Here is a 22,328-nt window from a genome sequence, read left to right as displayed (position 1 = left end):
AAATCTACTTTTAAAATATGGGAAATACCAAAAATCACAATTTTACGAACAAATTCTAAAATTGTAGGAACTCTTACTTTTAGAAAATTCTTTCTGATTTTCAACCGTCAAACTCACGTTATTTAAGAATAGAACTCAGACAAAATGGCGCCCCTTCTGGATTTGAAAAACGAGAGTTAGATGTAAGCAATAACCACAAACAAGAAAACCAACAGAAGGCTCTAAGAGCTTTTCATGGAACGTGTTCCATTTTAAGCCCTACGATCGGTTCTGGTCCCGGCGTCGATCGGAGCAAGATTGGAAGATAAGGACTGATAGATCTGTTCCGCAAGACCCAAAGAAGAATTCGCTGAAAGATTCTTGGAATATTCATCGTAGAGCATATCTTCAAAGATCGCTTCCGCGTGACCTCCGTCGATGAGACCCGATTTCTCCACAGTCTTTTTCATTTCCGTCAGCATCATCTTCACAAAGATAGATTCGAATTCAACGGAAGCGGAATAAAGTTTTTTACGATATGGATCAGTCGCCGTTTCTTCCTTGATGTTATGCGGCATGCGGATTTCAGAAGAGCTGATTTTGCCGGAAAGTTTTTCGTTGAATTCTTCCCTGAGCCGTTCGGAAAAAGAAACATTCCGTTTTTCTTTATTAGAATTTTCGATATGGATAAGACTCCTGACCTCCGGCTTTTCCAACAGATTCAGCTTATTCGTGTAATCTTGAATGGAATCGATTCTCATTGTATCTCCAATTCCGCGTGTAACGCGCCTGATTTTTTCAATGCTTCTAAAATTGCGATAATGTCCCTGGTGGAGGCCCCGACTTTGTTCAAGGCTTCGACCACGTCACCCACACTTGTGGATTCCTCGATCAAAAAAGAGTTTTTAACCGGTTCTTGTTCTTTTCCAAACCAGCTGCGTCTCTTGTTTTTATCCGTGACGGAAAGATTCAAGCCGGAACGGGAAACCGCAACTTCTTCGATCGTGATGTTGCCTCCCATTACGATGACCCCGGTTCTTTCGTTGATGATCACCTTCGGCCTGACTTGGGTTTCGACGGTAAGATTTTCAATGTCGCTTAATAAAGTTAAGAATGCGTCGGACTTATTTTCGAAAGTTTTTCCAAGAACGATATCGATCTCGGAAGGAGAAACGGGAACAACCGATTCCGGTCCGATCCCGTGTTTTCCGGGAAGTATGGAACGAATCCGAGAGACGATCGTGTTTAAAGCCGTAAAATCCTGATTTTCAAGCTGAATTTGAATTCTTTCGGAAGCGTAAAAATTCTGATTCAACTCCTGTTCGACGATCGCTCCTCCATGAATGATCCCGACCGTCTTTTTATTTCCCCTCGCGCCGCCCCCTCTTTCCTGTTCCTGTCTTCCACCGAAAGAGATCACGCCCGAAGCCACCGCGAACGTTTTATCCCCGGCGGTTTTCAAAGGAGATTGCAGAAGAACTCCTCCTTCCAAAGACTTAGCGTCTCCAATGGAAGACACGATTACGTTCAACTTATCCCCTTTGCGAGAATAAGTTGGTATCGTAGCGGTGATCAAAACGGATGCGATGTTTCGAGTTTGATCCGGTTTGAGGTTGGCTTCCACTCCGAGATTTTTCAGATAATTTTTCATACTCTCGGAAGTAAAAGGAGTTTTGCTATCTCCGGTTCCAGGCAGACCAACTACGATTCCATATCCCGTGATCTGATTTTCCCGAATGCCTTCGATTCTTGCAATATCTTTCAGCTTAAGCTCGGCCGCGCCCAAAGGAAAAGGGAAAATCCCAAACACCCCGATTAAAATCAAAAATACCGCAAAACACGCGTAAAACGAGGATCCAAGAAAGGAGAAAATGCACGATATGAATCCGCGGAAAACGACTAAAGAAGAAAAAAGAATGCAAAAAATTAAATATTCAAATTTCATTGTGATTCTCCCAAAAGCCGGTTCAACTGGTTCAGAATCAGTCTTTGTTTTTCTTCTTCCGAAAGTTCAGCCTTGGTTGTTGTAGAACCGTCGGGATTTGTGACGGTTTTTAAAGCGATCGGAGGAATCACTTCTTGGCGTTTGATTTTTCCGTTAAAGTTCACCTGAAGATCAGCGATCTTATCCGCATCGATAGAGGAATCTTTTTCCACAAATTCCGGAGAAACCGTTCCCGATAAAAAAAGGCTATTTTCCTCTCCGTTGATCACGTTCATTTTTTGTCCCCGGATGCTCAAAAGTCCCGTATTCGGATCCACTGCGGTCACGAGAACCGTCAAATTCCCTTTTATTTTCCCCAAAGACTTGATCTTTCCTTTATTTTTTCGAGTAATCGTACGATCGCTGTTATACGAGGGCATATCGGGAATAATCTTTTTATCGGGCATAACTTTCAAGGTCAGGGTTTCGTCCGCATTGGATTCGAGCTCGAATTCCGCTTGTAGACCGTTTTTGATTTTAACGTAGAGAGGAGATCCGACCTTGATGTTTTGACGCATAGAATAAGGATTTTTATCCGCCCAAAGAGAGGATTCTTGAGCATTCAAACCGGATCGGTTTCCCGCGAAAACGCAGAATAGAAGAAGAAAAACACCTATTCCCCAAAAACTCGATCTTGAACTTTTTGATAAGACTCTGTCCCACAAGTTTAGACCTAAAGATAAACATGTCGGTAGTATGACAATCTTCCGTGAAACTTGCGCCCATCCAAATTCTGCGTCGAGCTTTCCGGAGTAAAATTCAACATCTCGTCCTTTGTAAATCGTTCGATGGTCGGGTAAACCCGGTAAATTTTTCTTTATCAGAAAATTATACTTTTCTAAATAAGAAGCCTTACGGAAACTCTCGCAAAAATTCGATTGTTCACGAAACGATAACTTGTGGATAAAACTACTCCAGAAAACAACGAGTTTTAAAACACGCCGTAAAAACAGTAAGAAATCGCAAAGAACGATCGTACCTAAAATTCCAGAGCCCGCACCGAAAATCGAATCGAATTTCATTCCGCGATCACCGTATTCTTATCCACGACTTTCGCCCTCAACTGCCCCTCTCTGGAATGAGCCGTAACCTGTACTTCTTCCCCGATATTTCCGGAACTCAGAGCTTTGACTTTCGCTTTGAGGACAAGACTTCCTTTGTGATAGATCATTAGAATCTCTCCTCCTCTTTGAACGTCCTGAATTTTACGAACGTGTTTTTTACGGAAGATCTCACCTTCGTTCATGTCTTTTAAAAGAGTAGAACCCAGTAACTCATTTCCGGGAGAATCCAAAATTTCCTCAGAAGTCAAGACCTCTTCTTCTTTGAAATCTTCTTTTACGATTTTGACCCCTTTGTTCAAAAGACGACTCGCCTTTAGTACTTTTATCTTTTGTTCCACCTGAAAACGAATCCTCAAGGTATGAACTTTTTGATTTTGAAAAAATATTTCCAGAGAGGCTATAAGTTGTCCCGGGCGCAAACGGGAAGAAAGATTCGCCCAACGAAGTTGGACACCTTCCGAGGGAACCTTGATATCTCCAGATAAAAACGTAAGTTTGAATTCCTCGTTCGGGTGTTTTTTTTTGATTTCGTTGGTAAGCGATTCCTCGATTTCCTCGGGTTTCAAGATATGATTCAAAGGAAGAACCAAAGTTTCTTTTCCCACCACGATCGGATTCAAATCTCCGTAAATCTTCAAGATATCTTTGGGTCCGACAAACACGGGGCGTTTTAAATCCTGGATGAGAACACGGTTTTCGAATCCGTCCGGAATCCGAGCGACGGAAGACAAACGAACTTCCTCCCCTTCTACGATCACTCTACCTTTGAGATAAATCCCGGATCCCCAAAGCGAATCGGCGCCAAAGGCAAAAAGAATGAGAATCCGGATAAGGTTCATAAGAAATTTATAAAGTCCTTATCTCTTGAGGGAAATCGCAGTGGACAACATATTGTCCGAGGTCTGGATAGCCTTCGAATTGGATTCGTAAGCCCTCTGAGCAACGATCATAGCCACCATTTCTTCTACGATTTTTACGTTACTCATTTCCAAAAATCCCTGAAGTACGTTTCCGAACCCTTCCATACCCGGAGTTCCCGGAATTTCGGGCCCGGATGCCACCGTTTCTTGAAATAAGTTTTTTCCGATCGCTTGAAGACCCGCCGGGTTTACGAAACGATAAAGTTCCACCTGACCGATCACGATCGGACGGATATCCGCTCCAACTTTTACCGTAACTTCCCCCTGTTCGGAAATCATCAGTGTGTTCAAGATCGCTCCTTCGGGAAGAATAAGCGGCGGTTCAAGAAGATATCCGTTCGATGTCACTACTTGTTGGTTCGAGTCGATCTTAAAAGATCCGTCTCTGGAGAAAGCAAAACTCCCATCCGGCATTTGGATTTTAAAAAAACCCATTTCTCCGGTGATCGCCATATCCAATTTATTTCCGGTCGCTTGAAAGGAACCGATCTCAAAAAGTTTTTGCGAAGCCGCAGCTCTCACCCCATGACCCACGTTAACGCCGGTGGGAATTTCGCTCACCGAAGTGGCCGGAGTTCCGGCCAATACTTGGTGTTGGTAAACCAAATCCTCAAAGTCGGCGCGGTTCTTTTTGAATCCGGTCGTATTCACGTTTGCTAAGTTGTTCGAAATCGTATCGATATGAAACTGCTGGGCAATCATTCCCGTGGCAGCCGTCCAGAGTGAGCGCATCATATTCCGGTAACCTCTTCTTCCATTCTAGTTCGGTCGATTTCGGAAATTGATAAAGTCCAAAGCCCCTATTTTTAGGAAAAGCGACAGAATTCTAAAAATGTGTGGGGGTCGAGCGCCCATAGATTAGTATGTTTCTTGAACGTAAGACAGTTCCGAGTATGATATTCTTGATTCGAGTAAACTTCAGTTCGATTTTAAGGATTTTTTAAGAATAAGACATCTCTATAGAAATGAATTCCCACGTTTTAGCGGGAACTCTAAATTTACTTAAAATTCCGAAAGACCACGCAGCGATTTGAGTTCGTACCTTTTTCGTTATTCGATACATTCCAGCAATTGGAAAGTTTCGTGAATTTTTGATCGTTGATAAAAGTCGTTTCCCATTCTAAACCGGAAGCGGAAGCGGCCTGAATCACGTACTCGTCCAAATTGAAAACAGCGGAACCCTTTTTGATATCCCCCACTTCCATGACACAAACCCCGTTCGACTTGAGAACTCTGGAAAGTTCTTTCAAAGTTTCCCGGATAAATTCCATCCAAGCATCGAGAGTGGAAAAAATACTCGGCTTTTTATGATCCGGAAGTTCTATATCCAAAAACCAATAACGAAGCCAATTATCCTCTTCATAGTTCACCTTATCAAGAAAAGGCGGAGAAGTGACGACAAGATCCGCAATTCCATCCTCCATAGATTCCAGGTACAAAGAGGAATGATTCGTATAACGATTTCTGCCTGAAAATTCATGATAAAACGGAGGAAGTGGAGACTTTAGATCCCGCTTCATTTTCTGCAAGATCCGAGATTTAATTTCCTTGTATTCCGGTTTGATTCCCCTTTTTTCATTGTTTCGTTTTTGAGCCGTCGGAGGAATCGAAATCTGCGGAAAACTGTAAACCGAAAAAAATCCATCACTATGTCCGTGAAGTCTGGAAAGAGCCGTGACCCCAATGTATTGGATCTCCGGAGAAAGATCCCGAGAAAGAATTCGTTTTAAATTTTTGATTTCGTTTAGAGTGTCCTTATGATAAAAAGCGAGCAAATCCTTGTCTTCTTTTTCTTCTTGGGTTTTCTTTTTCAAATCGAGTCGATCCAAAATTCTTTCCATACTGTCGAGAGAAGGAATTGTTTGTCTGGACCTAGCAAGAAACAAAGACATCGGACTGATATCATTGTGAATTGCGAAGTGGCCTTCCAAATTTGCTTGAATGGAAGTAGTACCTCTACCTCCGAAAGGATCCAAAACGACACCCTTATTTTTAGAAAGGTATCGATCCAAAAAAAATGCAGGGAGTTCGGGTTTAAACGAGGCACGATAACTTACACCGTAATGAATGGAATGAGATTGCCTCTGGCGAGAGGTCCAAAATTCTCCGATTTGAATTTTTCTTTCTTTTCTTTTGAGTGCGATCGACATCCGAAAAACCTCGTATGAAAAGATTTTCGGTCTTCTCGCAGTTTTCCCCTGAGAAAAAAAGAATCGCTCGGAAACGGAAACAATCTCGTAAACGAATACACAAAAAAAAGAATCTAAATCTGATTCTGTCTAAAACGACATAGTTTTTTGACTCGTCTTTTTAATGAGAAATTCGAACACGATTTGATTTGTCATTTCGTAGAGGAAATTTTGTATGGATCGAGAAGAGAATATTCTTTTTTTTGAATCCATCAATGACCCGAACAAACTACCTAACCCCTTCCCTAGAAACCCTGAATCTCGAATTTGAAAAAGAAATCTATTGGAACCGATTTTTTGAAAGAGCCGGTTTTATCGTAGGTTACGGAGCCTATGTAATTTGTTTCGTGATCGTATTCGGCCTGAAGTTGGAAGCCGTAAAATACGCTTCTCTTTTTTATCTGGGGCTTTTCACTCGACTTTCCAGTCTTTTAATCGGAAAGTTTTACGAAATTCCGGTCGTATTTCGAAATCTTTTTTCCGAAAATAAAACGTTAGTCTCTGTGAGTCGGGACTACATCCGGACTCACAGAGAAAAGGTGCTCAAACGTCTCGCCGCTAATTTGTTCGGGATGAATGACTCCTCTTCCCTTTATCAAGCCAACGAAGAAGAGCTCGTGGAAATTATCCGTCCCAAAATGCAAAAACCTTGGAAAAAAGCAGGAAGAATCTATTTCTTTTTTGTTTATATCCCGGTCGTATTCATTTTAATCGGCATCTCTCTTTGGACTTGATTCACTCGATTTCAAGTGAAAAGTATCGTCATATCCATCCTCTACGCTCTTTGGCTTTGTTCCTGTAAGAATACCTCTTCCTCAAAATCTTTTTCCGAAAAGAGTTTAAACGGAAAAGGTAAATTTCTCTGCGCAATCTTAATCAATCAAACGGCGAACGACAAAATTTACTTTCAAAAAAACGAATGTTCTTATAAAACGCCCCCCTCTTCCCTATTTCATTCCGTTTTAGCGCTTGTGTCCGTGGAAAGCGGTTATCTTAAAGCAGATCAGTCTCTTTTTTTCTGGGATAAGACAAGATATCCCTACATTCGTTGGCAGAAAGATCAGAATCTCAAATCCGCTTTGGAATATTCGGTACACTGGTATTTCGCAAAACTTTGGAACGACATCGGACCGGAAAAAGGAAAACCGCTTCTGGAGAAAATCGGAACGTTTCAGGTTCCGTTCACTCGAAATTCATTTTGGTTGGACGGCTCTTATACGATCTCACCTTCGGAATTCGCCGACTTTTTAATCCGACTTCAGGAAACTTCTCCACCTTTTCGTAAAAAGACGATTCAAACCGTTTTCGATCTTTTCAAAAGAATACCCGGCACTCTTTCGAACGCAAGCGGGAGTCACGATCTTGCGGGAGATTGGAACGGAGTGGAAGATTATAGATCAGATTCTGCGTTTTATTATACCCAAGACGAAACCGATTCCTGGTTTTGGGTTTCTTTCCAAAAAACGAACGTTCGCTGGTTTCTTCTTACGAGAGTCCGAGTTCTAGGACAACCGACGAGTCCCTTGGAAGCGGCGACACTTGCATCCCAAATCCTCCGGGAAGAATCCATCGTTCCTTAATCGATATCCCTGAAAGATCGAGAGATTCCTAAAATCTGAATGACGAAACCGGAATTCGTTCTTAAAATGCCTCCAAACAGATGAAAAAAATATCGCTATTTTATATTTTTCTAATTTTCCTATTCGTCTTGTCTCTGGGCTTTATTCTTCAGACCGGACGAAACCTGGAACCGGAAAAGAAGAACTTTCACTCTTCCCAAATCTCGCCGGAAAAAAACACAAATGCAAAAAATTATCCCGTAAAGACCGTTCCTTTAAGACCGGATTTTCTAGACGTAGAAGCAATGGGCAAAATTTTTTCCGGTCATCTGAGACAGCCGATTTCAAGACTTCTTCTTCAATTGATCATAATCATGCTTTCCGCCCGGTTCTTCGGTAAACTCGCAACACTTTTAGGGCAACCTTCCGTGATAGGAGAAATTCTAGCCGGAATCCTTCTTGGCCCCTCTTTACTCGGCCTGATATTTCCCGAAGGATTTCAACTTTTATTTCCTAAAGAATCCTTATCCACTCTTCAAATCTTAAGTCAACTCGGGCTTCTTCTTTTTATGTTTGTAATCGGCATGGAATTGGATCTTAAAATTCTAAAAAACCAAGCCGAGTCCGCAGTAATCATCTCTCATTCGAGCATTATGTTTCCGTTTCTTTTAGGAGCAGGTCTTGCCTATTTCATCTACGTTCCCTTGGCGCCGGAAGGAGTCGATTTCATCGCATTCTGTCTTTTTATGGGAATCGGCATGAGTATTACAGCCTTTCCGGTACTTGCGAGAATCATTCTGGAAAAAGGTTTAACCAAAACTACGTTAGGAAGTCTTGCACTCACCGCGGCCGCGGCCGACGACGTGACCGCTTGGTGTATCCTGGCGATCGTCGTCACGATCGTAAACGCCGGTTCCTTTTCCTCGGGAATTCTCATGATCGTCATGTCTCTAACGTATATGTTGGTAATGTGGAAAGGAATCCTTCCTCTGATGAAAAGAGCCGGAAACTTATACACTACTAAAGAATCGATGACAAAAACGATCACCGCGTTCTTCTTTTTATTCATCTTCTTCTCGGCCTGGATCACGGAAGCGATCGGAATTCATGCACTCTTCGGCGCATTTCTAGCCGGAGTCGTGATGCCAGATAAAAAGGAACTTAGAGACAATCTGGTGGAGAAAATTGAAGACTTCAGTCTTACCGTTTTGCTTCCTCTTTTTTTCGCATTTACTGGACTTAGGACAAAATTCGGTCTTCTGTCAAGCTCAGGTCTTTGGCCGGTCTTTTTCCTAATCCTTTTTGTAGCCGTCTTAGGAAAGTTAGGCGGAAGTTCGATCGCATCCCGTATGTCCGGTAAAAATTGGAAGGATTCCTTTTCAATCGGTATTCTTATGAATACCCGCGGTCTGATGGAATTGATCGTTTTGAACATCGGTTACGACTTAGGAGTTTTATCCGAAGAAATTTTTTCGATGATGGTTTTGATGGCTCTCGCCACAACGATTATGACCGGTCCCGGACTCAAATTCGTGGAATTCCTTTTTACAAAAGAAAACTTCACCAAAGCCAACACCGGAATACTTATTTCTTTTGCGCAACATTCGAGAGGTTTGGAACTATTAAAGATCGCTTATGGACTTTTTCCCGAGAAAAAAAAAGAGAGAGAGGTAACCGCCGTTCACTTATCTCCGGATTCCAATATTTCCGAATCTCACGCCGAAAAATACGAATCTTCGAGTTTTACCCCCCTCAAGGAACTTTCCAAGGATTTGAATATACACCTCCAAACGATCTACAAAACCTCCACAAACATTACGAAGGACATCATTCGAATCGTAAACGAAGGAAATTATAAACTTCTCTTGATCGGTGCGGCCCGTTCCTTTTTTTCGGATGATATTCTCGGCGGAAAAATTCGAACTATTCTGAACGAAACAAATTGTAATACAGGAATTCTATTTTCTTCCCAATTGGAGGATGTGAAAAACGTTCGTATTCTATTCGGCAAAGAAAAAGATCTCGGGCTTCTTCACATCTCCAAAAGGTTTGTAGACAATTACAATTCTAAACTTTCAATCGTGGATTTGAACGGCTCCGTGGATCGGCCCCGGGTTAAACAAAATCTCAAAAAAGAAAAAGTGAAAATCCTGACTCCAGGAAGCGATTCACTCGATTGGAAAGAATTCGATCTTATTCTTTGTGATTTAGACATCTGGGAAAATCATCCCGAATTCAGAGTGAACGAACTTCCGAAAGGCGGAGGACTTCTCCTAGTTCGGTCCACGAACGACTTCCTAACCGAAATATAATTTTTCAATGAAGAAAACGTATTGAAATGAACTTCTTATCTTAACGTGAGTTCTATAGAAGAAAGTTCGGACGGATTCGGCCTTTATAAACAAAGGCCGGACTGCACTAAAACCAAAATGGGCTCGCTATGGATCGCAGCATAATAATCGCTTTCACATTTGTTATGCCGAATTCACGTTATCTCAATCAGTTTTCTTCGTGATAGATTTTAATTGCCTCTTTGAGCACGCTAAGACCGATCGACAGAGAATCCTCGTCTATGTCGAACTTGGAACTATGATGCGGATAAACGAATCCTTTCTCTTCATTTCTAGAACCTACGAAAAAATAACAACCCGGAACCTTCATAAGAAATGCGGAGAAATCTTCTCCTCCCATAGATTTCGTGTTTTCTTCCGTTACACTTCCCGGGCCAAGAACGTTCAACGAAGCTTTACGGACTATGTTCGCTATTTCCGAATCGTTGATAGTGGGCTGATTGGTTCTTTCGTAGCGGATGGAAACTTTCGCACCAAGCGCAGACGCAATTCCACTAACCACTCTTTCCAATTTTTCAGGCACTTCCTCGAACATCCTTTTGGAATACGTTCTCACGGTTCCTTTTAATTCCGCGGTTTCCGGAATCACGTTAAACGCGTTTCCTGCATGAAAACTCCCGACAGTTACCACACAAGAATCAAGAGGATCCGTATTTCTAGAAACGATAGTCTGCAACGCGTTTACGATCTGGGCCCCGACTACGATCGGATCCACAGTGTGCTGAGGCATGGCCCCATGACCGCTGATTCCGGAAACGATAATCGTGAATTCATCCACGGCGGCCATCATCGGTCCGTCTACGACTCCTACTTTTCCTACGGGAATATGGTTCCACACATGCAAAGCCAAGGCGGCATCTATGTTATACTTCTCTAATATGCCTTCTTCGATCATCCTATCTGCTCCCTGCCCGCCTTCTTCCGCAGGCTGGAATACCAATAAAACCTTTCCTTTGGGAATAACGGACCTGATGTCCTCTTTGATTTCCGTCGCAAGTCCCATGAGAATGGAAGTATGAGCATCGTGACCGCAGGCGTGCATGATCCCTTCGTGAACAGATTTGTATTCCTTGCGAGATTCCTCTAAGATAGGTAAAGCATCCATATCCGCCCGTACGAGAAGCGTTTTTCCGGGTTTGCCGGAATCGATCAAGGATACGACTCCGGTTTTCGCGATTTTATCCTGAAAAGGGAAACCTAAACTTTTCAAATGATCGATCACATAACCTGCGGTTTGATTTTCCTCGTATCTCAGTTCCGGATGTTTATGAATTTGCCTTCTATAACGTATGAGTTCTTCGATTCGATCTGTGGTTACTGTAGGTCTCATTCGAACCATTTTACTATCCTAAACCGTTTTAGGAAAGAATTTTAGATTTCGCTTAAAACTCTCAAATTACAAAAGTATATCCTTAACTTTGCAAAAAAGATCTTTTGTTCTCGTATGCTCTAAGGTTCAAAGCAAATGTGCCGCCGTACTCTTTTGGATAATTCGGTTTACAATAAGATCTTAAATCACTCTCGAATATTCGGATAATTCCCTTTTCCAAACCTGGGTTCCGCAATAATGATCCCCTTCCGGGCAATAAGGTTTTACTTCTCCTTGAAGGCGAATCCAACAAGGAGCCTTAATCCACTTTGCGATCCCTGGATGAACCTTCATCACGTCCGTGAGCTCCTCCACCGAGGCTTGGAAAATTTCTTCCTGAGCGTTGTAACAGGTTCTGGATCTCCATTTATGATGTAGATTGAGAAGGTCTCCGCTTTCGTAAAAACGAATCGGAAAACTATTTGGTAAAAGATAAGTGCCGTATTCCGGAGAACCTCCCGCATCCAAAAAACGATTCAACTTCTCGAAAACTCGAGTATGAGTCGCGTCGTATTTTTCTTTGAGTTCAGGATATTTTTGAACCACGAAAGGAGTGATATAATCCGGAACTCCCGCATACTGAGACATGAGAACCGGTCTTCCACCGGGAACCATTCTATGTCTTTGATCCTGACTATCGGCTGTGTGAGAGATTCTTTTTTGGAAGGAATATTGAACGTTAAATAAGGCTCTGGAAATCGGACTCATAGAGTTTTCATTGAGAGTAGAGGTTAGATGTCCGTTTTTTGCGGGATTTAAAACCAGATCTATAGCATCCTGATCGCCGAGAGAAGATTTAGGAATTCCTAATATAGAACGGACGGATTGCGCCAAAATCTCGGGACCGTTGGAAGAATAAGAAACGAGTCTGGAATATCTCGTTCCAAGTTCTTGATCGAATTCTTTTACGAAGTTCGCCGAGACTTTCGGATGAAATTCTCTCTTGCCGGAACCGAATACGGAATCGAAGTAGCGATACTCGGTCGTTTCTTCAAGAGGAATCGGATCATCCATCTCGTCCGCATACAAAGGATCAACAGCTCGAACCTGATCGACCATTTCCGTGACCACGGCTCTTTGTTCCTGCGGAACGTCGTAGGAATTCATCAGTCTGTAATAACGATGTAGAGTAAGCCCGTTGATGGAATGATAGAGATACGTGTAGGTTCCAAGCGGTAGCAGATAACGCGCTACTTCCAGACATTTTTTTTTGATCGGAATCTGCCACTTATCAGGATAATTGGCACGGGCTTTGTAGATCCGAAAGTATTCTTCCTGGATAAAAGGATGTAGGATTTCCGTGTAGGAAAAGTAAGCCTGACTTGCAAAATCCACCGCATCCAGATAAAGTTCTAAAAGTTTTCCGTTTAACTCGGGGGGAACGTAGTAATTCTCCTTTTTGACTTCCACATATCTCTGGGAAACTTGTTCGGAATTATAAAACGGATGAGAATGCAGAAAAGACCACACGAATTGTCTAGAAACCTTATCCAAAGTAAAGATAAATTGTGGATGCTGACGAGTGGTAAGGTGTCCGGCCTTTTTCGTGGACTTAGCTACTTTATCCCGAATTTCAATGGATTTTTCCGACGCAACCATATCGGAAGGGAGAAGAATTCCTTTAGAAGAATAGCAGGTCCTTGCCGTAGCAATGGAAAGATTGAATGGATCCTTGCTATGATCCAAAAGTGAAACGATCGGTTTTTGGGCTGACATCGGGAATCTCCGAACGGGACTATGTCCCCTATAGGCTATCCTAAGATGAGAAAGCTCATCGAAAACTCTTTTTTCGGCGGATTTCTGCTTATCGAGCGACCCGTAGGGAGCCATAACCTTACCCACAAGTTAAGAAGGCTTTTGGGATCATAAGGATCAAAAACTGATATTTTTCAAGTGTTCCGACAAGAATGAGGCTTTTTACTTGCAAGAAGTATGATTTTGTGGTAAAGAAAACCTCCCGAGTCTTCCCACCGCCTCTCCCCTCCACCCAAAATCAGGGTGGGGCGTAAGTTTCACAGAGGATTTGTAGTAATTCCCACAGATTTATCTTCAGATCCAAGTATTTGTGGGTAACGTTATGGTAGGGAGCGAGATAGTCGTAGCCAGCGAAAGCGCCAGGCGAAGACTCTTAGCGTAGCTAAGATGAGCGAGATTAAGTTTTCTCGAGCACCCTAAATCAGCCCGAATTTCACGTGCAATTCGAGTGACATTTTATAGTACGAAGATCAGCACCGATCGTTTAATCGTCTCCACAGAACCATTCGTTGAGCGAGATTTTTGGAAACGACTTCAAGCCGACTTAATTCTTCTTTCCCTTTTTTGTTTTGGAAACTTTTTTCTTTTTCGAGGCTGTTTCCCAAGATTCTTCTTCCGTGACGATTTCCTGAGCCTCCGAGTGAACTTCCAACCACTCGCTGTTATCGTGAGCGAAACTATGGCCTTGGTTTCCGAAAGTGCGTTTTTCCAAGAGTCTGCGTTTTGCGGACTTTCTTCTTTCCTGACTTTCGTATAGATTTAAAAGATACTCCATGACGATCGGAAGAAGAACGCGAGAAAAAACCGTGGCGACGATGACTCCGAAGATTACTACCGTTGCAAGAGGTCTTTGCACTTCCGCGCCTGCCATCGTGGAAATCGCCATCGGAATAAAACCGATCGCGGCTATAACTTCCGTGGTCATTACAGGACGAAGGGAATGAATCCCCGCGAGATAAACCGCATCCGTGATCGATGCTCCCTTTTCCAACTCTTCCCGAAGAGTAGATGCATAGACGACTCCGTTCAAAACGGCGATCCCGCTCACCGCAATAAACCCGACTCCGGCGGGAATACTAAAAGGAAGACCTCGGATTACAAGACCGATAATTCCCCCTGAAACGGCAAGAGGGACTACGATAAAAACGCCTAACGCGTAATAGATGCTCCCGAACGCCGCTATCAGCATAAAAAATATGATCGCAAGGGCGATTGGAACGACCAAAGCAAGTCTTTCTTTTGCTCGAGTGAAGTTTTCAAACTGCCCTCCCCAATCGGTTCTGTAACCCGGAGGAAGATTCTTTTCGATTTCCCCGGTAACTTTTTGAGCCTCGTTGACAAAGCCCACGAGATCTCTTCCTCGAATGTTGGTTTCCACCATGATTCTTCTTTTGAGAGATTCCCTATAAATAGCGGCGGGACCTTCCACGAGTTTGATTTCCGCAACCTGACCGAGAGGAACCGTGGACCCGGAAGAAGTAAAGACGGGAATGTTTTCCACTTGTTCCAAATCGGTCGCATCGATTTTCAAACGAACCACAAGATCAAATCTTTTAAAACCTTCGAATACCTTTCCGGTTTGTCTGCCTAATCGGAGCGCTTCCACGGTCGCAAGAATTTCTTCGGCCTGAACTCCGTAACGCGCCATGTTTTCCCGATCGACCTTGATCTCTATAAGAGGAAGTCCCAATACTCTTTGCACGCGCAGATCCGCAACTCCCGGAACACTCTTGAGTTTATTTGCGAATTGGCCTGCGATGTCCTTGAGTTTTACGAGATCGTCTCCGTAGATTTTGATCACTACGTCGGCCTTCGATCCGGAAAGAAGCGCGTTGACTCTGTTTTCGATCGGTTGAGACAAACTAATCGTACTGGAAGGGATAAACCTTAAGATCTCGTCCTTCATTTTAGTCATGAGTTCTTCTCTGTCTTCTGCAGTTGTCCATTCCTTGCGAGGTTTCAACTTTACCATCGCCTCACCCTCGTCAGTGCCAACCGGTTCCGCGGCGGACTCCCCCCTTCCCATTCTGGAAACGACTCCGAGTATTTCCGGAAACTTTTTTAAGACTGCTTCCATATCGGAGTTCGTGTCCCTGGAATAATTGAGAGAAGTGGAAGGAAGACGTTTGATATCGATCGCGATTTCTCCCTCATCGATTCGAGGTAAAAATTCAGAACCCAAGGTAGAAGCCAAGAGCAACGCAAATACGACGACTCCGACACCCGCATAACAGAATTCTTTTTTATGGGACATCCCGAAATTGAGTAGAAGTTTGTATTTTTCCGTGATGATGTCCCAATACTTACTGTGAAAAAAAATCGGGTTCTTAAAGATAATACTCGCCGCTGCGGGAAAGGTGGTCAGGGAAAATAAAAGAGCGGCGCCGAGCGCAAGTGCTACGGTAATCGCCATCGGTTTGAACATCCTTCCTTCCACTCCTTCCAAACTCATCAGTGGAAGATAAACGAGCAGAATGATCGCGACCGAAAAGGTGGCCGCACGGCCCACACGAACGCAAGCGTCGGTGATGATTTCCTCCGCGGCAAGTTCCCTATCTCCTAGCTTTGTCTGCATCTCGTAAAAAGAACGTTTTAAGATAAAACCGTGGAGAATCGATTCGAGCATCACGATTGTTCCGTCCACAAGAAGACCAAAGTCAAGAGCCCCGAGGGACATTAGATTCCCCACGATTCCGAATGCATTCATAAAAATCGTGGCGACAAGCATCGGAATCGGAATCGCCAAAGAGACCAGTAATGCGCCTTTCACGGTTCCGAGGGCGAGGATCAATACGATTACGACGAGCACCGCCGCTTCGGCGAGATTCGTAAATATGGTGCCTAACGTTCTTCCGATAAACTCGGAACGGTCGTAAAAGGTTTCGATTCTCATTCCGGGAGGAAGTCTTTCCTTGATTTCTTGGATTCTTACTTTGACCTTCTTTACGACTTCAAGGGAGTTCTGACCCATGAGCATCATGGCAGTAGCACCGACCACTTCTCCCTTGGAATCCTTGGTCACGAGACCGAAGCGAAGAGCTGGACCAATTTCCACTTCCGCGATCTGACCTAACAAAAGTGGAATTCCATCGCCAGCAGTCGTAACCGCTGTATTTTTTATATCTTCGATGGATTTGTACTGGCTTTCACCTCGAATCACGATCTGTTCCGAGTTTTTGGAGATGTAACCGCCCCCCGTGTTTTGGTTCGCAGATTCCAATTTTCCGTAAATTTGAGAAAGAGTGAGGTTATGAACCGCGAGTCTTTTCGGATCGATCTTAACTTGGTACTGACGAACCTGGCCTCCGATGATATTCACATCGATGATCCCCTCCACGGACTTAACCTCACGAGCAAGTTCCCAATCCATATAGGTTCTTAATTCCTCCGGAGAATGCCGATCCGACGTGAGAACGAATTCGTAAATATCACCAAGACCAGTCGCAATCGGAGAGAGTTCGGGCCTTCCATAACCCGGAGGAATGATCGCTTCCGCTTGTTTAATTCTCTCATTTACGAGTTGCCTCGCAAAGTAGATATCCGTACCGTCCTTGAAAACGACTGTCACTGAACTCACCCCGGCTCTAGAGATGGAACGGATTTCAGTGACATTGGGAAGACCAGTAAATTCCATCTCGATCGGATACGTAATGAACTGTTCCACTTCGAGAGGAGAAAGAGCGGGAGAGGAAGTAACCGCGGAAACCTGAACGTTGGTCACGTCCGGGATCGCGTCGATCGAAAGATAATACGCGTTGTAAATCCCCACAAGGGTAATCATGAATGTCAGAACCAGAACCAAGGCCCTGTTTTTAATCGAAGCTCGGATCAGTTTATCAATCATGAGTGTGACAAATCTCTAAAAAAGACAATATGGACAGGAAAGCCGTTCGAGGCCGGAGATGAAAGTTTTTTTTGAATAACATGAATTCGTGGAGAAAGGTAGTGGATAGCGTCCTAGAACAGTTGTCAGGAAGAGGTGAAAAAAAATGACAACGATCAATCGTTACAGCAAAGTGTGTAAAGACCTAAAATCAAGTTTACAGAAATCAGGCTGTTTGATGAACGAAATAAGGAGTAAAAAGGGCTCAATGCTGATGAAGCCGAACATCATTGTAAAAAAGACGGCTTGCTTGATCAATAACGTATCGAGCTTACGATGTTATGGATAATGCCGATTCAAGATTGGAGGAAAGCGATGAACCAGTTTTCGATTCTTTTCCCCGATCGGTTGAAAATGGATTCTTTTTAAAATATGTCATTTACACAGTTTTGCTGATACTCTCCTTATATCAATCTGCGCTACAAGAACAATAATCTTAATAATTTTCATACTATTGATCAAAGGGATAGCCAACACTCTGTCGTTCCAATATTATCAGTTACACATAAAACAATTTCGATGTAAGTAATCGTCACTATGTTTAACTAACTGCACTTTTGCAGAAATGTTGTACAATGAAAGCAAAAGTTATCTTACATATCTTTATATCTTTCAGCCTCTGCCTAAGCCAAATAAATCATCCAATCCATCCCACCCCTTATCTATACAATAGTTTAATAATTCGGAACATCGATTCTGAAGTTCCTTTTCGAATAAATAAATTGATTTAATCGTTTGTGCAAAATTTGAAAGATCATGTTCATAAAAAACAACCTTATTTTCTAGAATTATCAATTCGAAAATCTCAACGGCCCATTCAGGAGAAGCCTTCCATGTCTGCGAAACATGTTCAGAGATGAGATGTGGCAAAAAATCGTCGCTTAGATTACCTCTTTTTATTGCATTCAAGAATATCTTTCGAGCCAACTCCGGATAATTATGGATTTTATTTCGCTCACTCTTCTGTAAATGATCTTTACTTTGCCAAATACTTGGAATTAAACTTTCTCGGACCGCTGGTACAGGATCTATTGACATCCGCTCTAAAAGCTGCGAATAATATTCGGTTAAGGGGTCAAGGCAATGATCAAAAATATAATAAATTGCAGTTATTCGTAATAAATAAGTGTCAGGAACATTTTGATTGAAAATATATTCTAATAATTCCCTGGCTCTTTCTTCTGATGATGCAAAATGTAATAGTAGTTTAACAGATTCTGCACTTAGCGAATAGTGCGGAAGTCTTTTCCGATTATCATCGTTTACAATTTCGTTTTCAACGTATTGAATCCACTTACTCAAATAATCTAATATGCTGGGAATTTCCGAAGGGTAACCCCGTTGAAAATATCTTATTCCGAATTGTAACGCGACTAAATCTTTAGCTTGATCCCAGTCATTAAGAATTTGCTCGGCAACTTCGCGGTGTTCATTTTTAAGATATATTAATCGAGCTGCTACCCCGACTCTATTTGAGATTTCTTTCGATTTTGACATTCTTACTATTAAGTCTAATTCAATCGGAGCTTCTTTTTCATAATAAAGAATTATTGATGCGGCTTCGATAGCCTTACCAATTTGTGTATTTACGCTCGTATTCAAAGCACTCCATCCCCTATCTTCATCTTTAATAGATTTAAGGTGCGCCTCTATTTCCACGATATTTGGAAGATGAGCATGAAATTTGTTTCGAATCAATCTCCGAATTTTCGGTGAAAAAATCTTATACGAAACACAAATAAAGTCCAGAAAATCAGAGATTGGGGTCGCATAGTCCCTTCCTAAATCGGATCGATCTCTTTCAGTTAGCAAAAGAACGTTTTTACTAATATTTTCAATCGCCTGATCGCCCATCACGGCTTCATTTTTTGAGCTTTCATCAGGAGTAGAAGGCGTTACCAATTTTTTTTGAGTATAGGTAGTAATTGCTCTAATTAAAAAACATCTATAAGGAAGAAGCTCCGTTCGTTCCGCTATGCTAATGAGATCTTCCTGCATAAATAACGGATTTTTAAGATAAATATCCTCTATAACGAAACCGCACCCAACCCACCAAGAACCCAAAGAACGATCGCTCTTACTTCCGGGCCCGTGATCAATTAATAATTGCAAACGTTCTTGCAACGGTTTAGTTAAATAGTCCTCTTCAGAGAATGCGGCCCCTGCCATTACAACGTCGCTTATACCATCTGGTCTCGCTTCCAATTCAATAAATTCAGGAATCAATACTTGATCATGGATATTTTCTTTATTCCAATTATCGATTCTCTTTTTATATATCGCTTCGGCCCATATAAATTTTCTTTTCATCTTTTGCGAAACAGAACTTTCTCTTAAGCTAGTCCTTACCTCAATATAAAAATTTGACGCAGAATCTTTACCGTACTGAGTTAAACGATAGGCAGCGACCAAATGAATTGAGTTTTCAATTGAAGACCATTCAGCATCAGATAGACGATCTCGAATATAGGATAAATTTTGAATAAGCATCGGTCCTATACTTGAAAGTTTAAAGTAGTTTGGATTTAAATAAAAATCTAAATATAACTTTTCATTTTTATATTCCAATGCAGAAAGTAACGCGATCCTTACTGGAGTTTCGAAAGGAGTGCTTAATAGTTTTCGATATAGTACAGGATATTCCAATGACCCTTTTCTTGCATGAAAAATGCAAGATGTCTCAATTGCATTTGCCCAATAATGATTTTGATCGGTAATTTCGGGATAAAATGTATTTTGATCGTAATAATAAACGCAAACTATATCAGATTCGTAAGTAAGCTCCAAGTTGTTTTCACGCATTCTGCCTTCAAAACTTGAATCTCGGGTATTTTCTTCTTCAGAATTTATAAAATTATAATGAATTTTCTTTCTTTTTACGAGAAGATTGACAAAATGAGTTAATATTGATTTTATTAAGTTAGGATGAGCTTGAAGTATACCTTGAATTAAGACTTCAAAATTATTCTCATACGAAATAAAATTGAATTCCGCGTTGAGAATTGAATTTAATACTAAATCCGGAAATATTATTAACACCGACTGAAAAAGCTCCCAGTGATCTTTGCTTAAAAAGCGGACGGATTTATCTTTAACAGCTTCAGGATGTATTAAATAATTTACGTATTGAGGAAAAAGACTTATTCTATCTTCTCTTTTTAACCGCAGAAGAAATTGGTGTATATCACGAGCCGAATTTAACTGAAAATGTTTAAATAATTCTTTTGCAAATAAAACAAAGTAATTTAATTCTTTATTTGATTCGGCTAATTTAGTTAAGGCTTTTAACAAACGAAAATGAGCCATACCATTCTTTGATAAAGGTAATCGATCCGTATATTTAAGATTTAGAAGGATCGGCAACCAATTCGGATGAAAATATTGAATAAAATAAATTTCAAAAATGGAATCTGGTATGAGTAGTTTATCCAATAGATCTATTTCATCTTGAACAGGCGTACTTAATTCAGCTAAAAAACGAATTGCATTTAATTTCCAAATTCTTGAAATGCCTTTATCAATAAGTATTTTTTCAATACTTTGAATATATTCCTTTCGAATTCTTGGATTAATTTCAAGATGTAGATAGGATAGATAGACTCGCAAGATAGGTTGCGAAAAAAAGTCATTCAAATAACTCTTAACAAATTTATAAGGATCTTCTCCATTCTCACGAACTCTGCATACTGTTACATGATCGAGAACCGTTTGATGAAAAAAACCTCTTGCAAATTCCCCTTGTATGAAACCTTCGCTTTTTAAGACTTCATCCGCATCTACAGTATAACCTCCACTATTTTTTAGAATTGACAAAGGAATATCTAATTGCCTTCGATTTAGTGATTGTTCGGAAAGTCGATAGCAAAGAATAGCTCTCTCCTGTGGTGATGAGCGTTCGTCTATGTGTTTATTTTTTCCGTTTACCTTATCATTCCAAATTCTTTCATATAAGGCCGTCTCCTTGGAAAGATCTAGTAGAGAAGAGGACTCTGATACATTAAGCATAAGCAGCATTTTTAGATAGAGAGGAAGACTAAAAAATTCAAGAATCTCGTTCTTTTCATCTTTTTTATTAGTAAATAAAAAACCAGCTTTGAGTAAAATGCTCTCCGTAATTTCGCGAGGCAACTTCTCCAAATGAAAAACCTTCGATTGATCTTTAAGAATTAAAAGATCTCCGTTGTTTTTTAAATCAAAAATTCTACAGGCAAGAACGAATCGAATATTCGAAAACGAATATAGGCGGTAGATTAATTGTAGGAAAAAATTAAAAGTTTTAGGATTCCAACAAACCACGTCTAAGGAATCTATACAAATAGTTAAAGAATCTAGTTTTTCAATTTGTTTGAAAAAATTTTCCTCTTCATAAGATATTTCAAGTACCTGAATAAAATCAGAATAATTCTTAGTATTACTATATTCTCTCACATCTATATACAAAATTCTTCCGGTTTCGACATTTCTTGAAGCATATTGATAAAGAATTGAACTCTTACCGGAGCCAGCTTCACCAATCAAGAACGCTATTTTTTGATCATTTTCTCTTACGTTCCAGTTTTCTAATTCTTCAATTTCATTTCGCTCAATAATATAACCAGAACCATCCGGTAGCTGCAGATCATACTGAAATGGACGACTAAGAGTTCTTATGCTAATTCGCCTAAATTCCATTTCCATTCTTCGCCACACTGGTTCAATGGAGAGGTTTCTAATCCAATTATCTATTTCATCGGGTTGTAATTGGTTAATTGTTTGCAATCCACGATGCGGAAAGACGTCAATCTCATTTAACCATGATTCTTTGAATTGTTCAAAATTAATCTTTGATGCAATAATAGGAATGACTCTGATTTTTTCAGATTCATGTCTTCTAATGATAATAGGCAATTCTGTATTTTGAATATAATCCGATTTAAAAAAACCTGGCGAAAGAATTAATAAAAAGACATCAGCCTCAGATAATTTTTGATTTATAATATTATCCCAATAATCTCCCGTCGACTTTCTTTCATCCCACCATGCATTAATCTTGCCATCGTAAATTGTATTAATCTTACTCCCAATTTCCCTGGTCCAATCAATTTGATCAAAACTGTAGCAAATAAATAACGAGGCAATTTTTGAAGGATGCACAAATGACTCCATGGATGAATATTGAAGAAGAGCTTATTATAATACTAAGAGCCGGTCTCAAAACTACCTATCAAAAAAGTTAAAAGCAATGATCGAGCTTGCGAGATAAAGAGATGCAAGATAATTTTCAGATTTTCTTTCC

Annotated in this window: 13 protein-coding genes; 3 read left to right on the top strand and 10 right to left on the bottom strand. The window is 41.1% G+C overall.

What is annotated here, in order from left to right:
- Positions 1-251: 251 nt before the first annotated feature.
- From CLV95_RS17380 to CLV95_RS17355, 6 genes are all read right to left on the bottom strand, one after another.
- A complete protein-coding gene (locus tag CLV95_RS17380; RefSeq protein WP_002732842.1) occupies positions 252-740 on the bottom strand; it encodes a rod-binding protein in 489 nt (162 codons plus the stop codon).
- The gene (locus tag CLV95_RS17375) at positions 737-1,924 is read right to left on the bottom strand and encodes a flagellar basal body P-ring protein FlgI (protein ID WP_002727107.1); all 1,188 of its coding nucleotides are present in this window, start codon (positions 1,922-1,924) and stop codon (positions 737-739) included. Before CLV95_RS17375 ends, CLV95_RS17380 begins: the two co-directional genes overlap by 4 nt.
- On the bottom strand, positions 1,921-2,580 hold the full coding sequence (locus CLV95_RS19945) for a flagellar basal body L-ring protein FlgH (RefSeq protein WP_308417694.1): 660 nt from the start codon (positions 2,578-2,580) through the stop codon (positions 1,921-1,923). Before CLV95_RS19945 ends, CLV95_RS17375 begins: the two co-directional genes overlap by 4 nt.
- A 401-nt stretch (positions 2,581-2,981) precedes the next feature.
- Positions 2,982-3,866 (bottom strand): flagellar basal body P-ring formation chaperone FlgA, encoded by an 885-nt coding sequence (gene flgA, locus CLV95_RS17365; RefSeq protein ID WP_002727071.1) that lies wholly within the window; start codon positions 3,864-3,866, stop codon positions 2,982-2,984.
- 18 nt (positions 3,867-3,884) lie between these two features.
- A complete protein-coding gene (gene flgG / locus CLV95_RS17360) occupies positions 3,885-4,679 on the bottom strand; it encodes a flagellar basal-body rod protein FlgG (protein ID WP_002732832.1) in 795 nt (264 codons plus the stop codon).
- A 266-nt stretch (positions 4,680-4,945) separates the two neighbouring features.
- The gene (locus CLV95_RS17355; protein WP_002727084.1) at positions 4,946-6,097 is read right to left on the bottom strand and encodes a DNA methyltransferase; all 1,152 of its coding nucleotides are present in this window, start codon (positions 6,095-6,097) and stop codon (positions 4,946-4,948) included.
- A gap of 254 nt (positions 6,098-6,351) precedes the next feature.
- Between CLV95_RS17355 and CLV95_RS17350 the strand changes: the two genes are divergently transcribed.
- From CLV95_RS17350 to CLV95_RS17340, 3 genes are all read left to right on the top strand, one after another.
- Positions 6,352-6,870 (top strand): hypothetical protein, encoded by a 519-nt coding sequence (locus CLV95_RS17350; RefSeq protein WP_002727112.1) that lies wholly within the window; start codon positions 6,352-6,354, stop codon positions 6,868-6,870.
- A gap of 15 nt (positions 6,871-6,885) precedes the next feature.
- Positions 6,886-7,716, top strand: a complete 831-nt coding sequence (locus CLV95_RS17345) for a penicillin-binding transpeptidase domain-containing protein (RefSeq protein ID WP_002732820.1) — start codon at positions 6,886-6,888, stop codon at positions 7,714-7,716.
- A gap of 80 nt (positions 7,717-7,796) precedes the next feature.
- Complete coding sequence (locus CLV95_RS17340; RefSeq protein WP_002732827.1) at positions 7,797-10,007, top strand: cation:proton antiporter; 2,211 nt, start codon at positions 7,797-7,799, stop codon at positions 10,005-10,007.
- A gap of 187 nt (positions 10,008-10,194) precedes the next feature.
- On the opposite strand, the gene CLV95_RS17335 is transcribed toward CLV95_RS17340, so the two are convergent.
- From CLV95_RS17335 to CLV95_RS17315, 4 genes are all read right to left on the bottom strand, one after another.
- A complete protein-coding gene (locus tag CLV95_RS17335; RefSeq protein WP_002727073.1) occupies positions 10,195-11,385 on the bottom strand; it encodes an amidohydrolase in 1,191 nt (396 codons plus the stop codon).
- A gap of 171 nt (positions 11,386-11,556) precedes the next feature.
- Positions 11,557-13,131, bottom strand: a complete 1,575-nt coding sequence (locus CLV95_RS17330; RefSeq protein ID WP_002727065.1) for an FAD-dependent thymidylate synthase — start codon at positions 13,129-13,131, stop codon at positions 11,557-11,559.
- A gap of 583 nt (positions 13,132-13,714) precedes the next feature.
- The gene (locus tag CLV95_RS17325) at positions 13,715-17,014 is read right to left on the bottom strand and encodes an efflux RND transporter permease subunit (RefSeq protein WP_002732840.1); all 3,300 of its coding nucleotides are present in this window, start codon (positions 17,012-17,014) and stop codon (positions 13,715-13,717) included.
- 651 nt (positions 17,015-17,665) lie between these two features.
- The gene (locus CLV95_RS17315; RefSeq protein WP_002732822.1) at positions 17,666-22,186 is read right to left on the bottom strand and encodes a TIR domain-containing protein; all 4,521 of its coding nucleotides are present in this window, start codon (positions 22,184-22,186) and stop codon (positions 17,666-17,668) included.
- Positions 22,187-22,328 lie beyond the last annotated feature (142 nt).

Origin of the sequence: Leptospira borgpetersenii serovar Javanica (assembly GCF_003046425.1) — a bacterium.
Taxonomy (GTDB): domain Bacteria; phylum Spirochaetota; class Leptospiria; order Leptospirales; family Leptospiraceae; genus Leptospira; species Leptospira borgpetersenii.
This window is presented reverse-complemented; position numbering and strand designations above follow the sequence as displayed.

Excerpts from the sequence above, each read along its gene's own strand:
- CLV95_RS17380 (WP_002732842.1), bottom strand. The coding sequence starts at position 740 with ATGAGAATCGATTCCATTCAAGATTACACGAATAAGCTGAATCTGTTG.
- CLV95_RS17375 (WP_002727107.1), bottom strand. The coding sequence starts at position 1,924 with ATGAAATTTGAATATTTAATTTTTTGCATTCTTTTTTCTTCTTTAGTC.
- flgA (WP_002727071.1), bottom strand. The coding sequence starts at position 3,866 with ATGAACCTTATCCGGATTCTCATTCTTTTTGCCTTTGGCGCCGATTCG.
- flgG (WP_002732832.1), bottom strand. The coding sequence starts at position 4,679 with ATGCGCTCACTCTGGACGGCTGCCACGGGAATGATTGCCCAGCAGTTT.
- CLV95_RS17355 (WP_002727084.1), bottom strand. The coding sequence starts at position 6,097 with ATGTCGATCGCACTCAAAAGAAAAGAAAGAAAAATTCAAATCGGAGAA.
- CLV95_RS17350 (WP_002727112.1), top strand. The coding sequence starts at position 6,352 with ATGACCCGAACAAACTACCTAACCCCTTCCCTAGAAACCCTGAATCTC.
- CLV95_RS17340 (WP_002732827.1), top strand. The coding sequence starts at position 7,797 with ATGAAAAAAATATCGCTATTTTATATTTTTCTAATTTTCCTATTCGTC.
- CLV95_RS17335 (WP_002727073.1), bottom strand. The coding sequence starts at position 11,385 with ATGGTTCGAATGAGACCTACAGTAACCACAGATCGAATCGAAGAACTC.
- CLV95_RS17330 (WP_002727065.1), bottom strand. The coding sequence starts at position 13,131 with ATGTCAGCCCAAAAACCGATCGTTTCACTTTTGGATCATAGCAAGGAT.
- CLV95_RS17325 (WP_002732840.1), bottom strand. The coding sequence starts at position 17,014 with ATGATTGATAAACTGATCCGAGCTTCGATTAAAAACAGGGCCTTGGTT.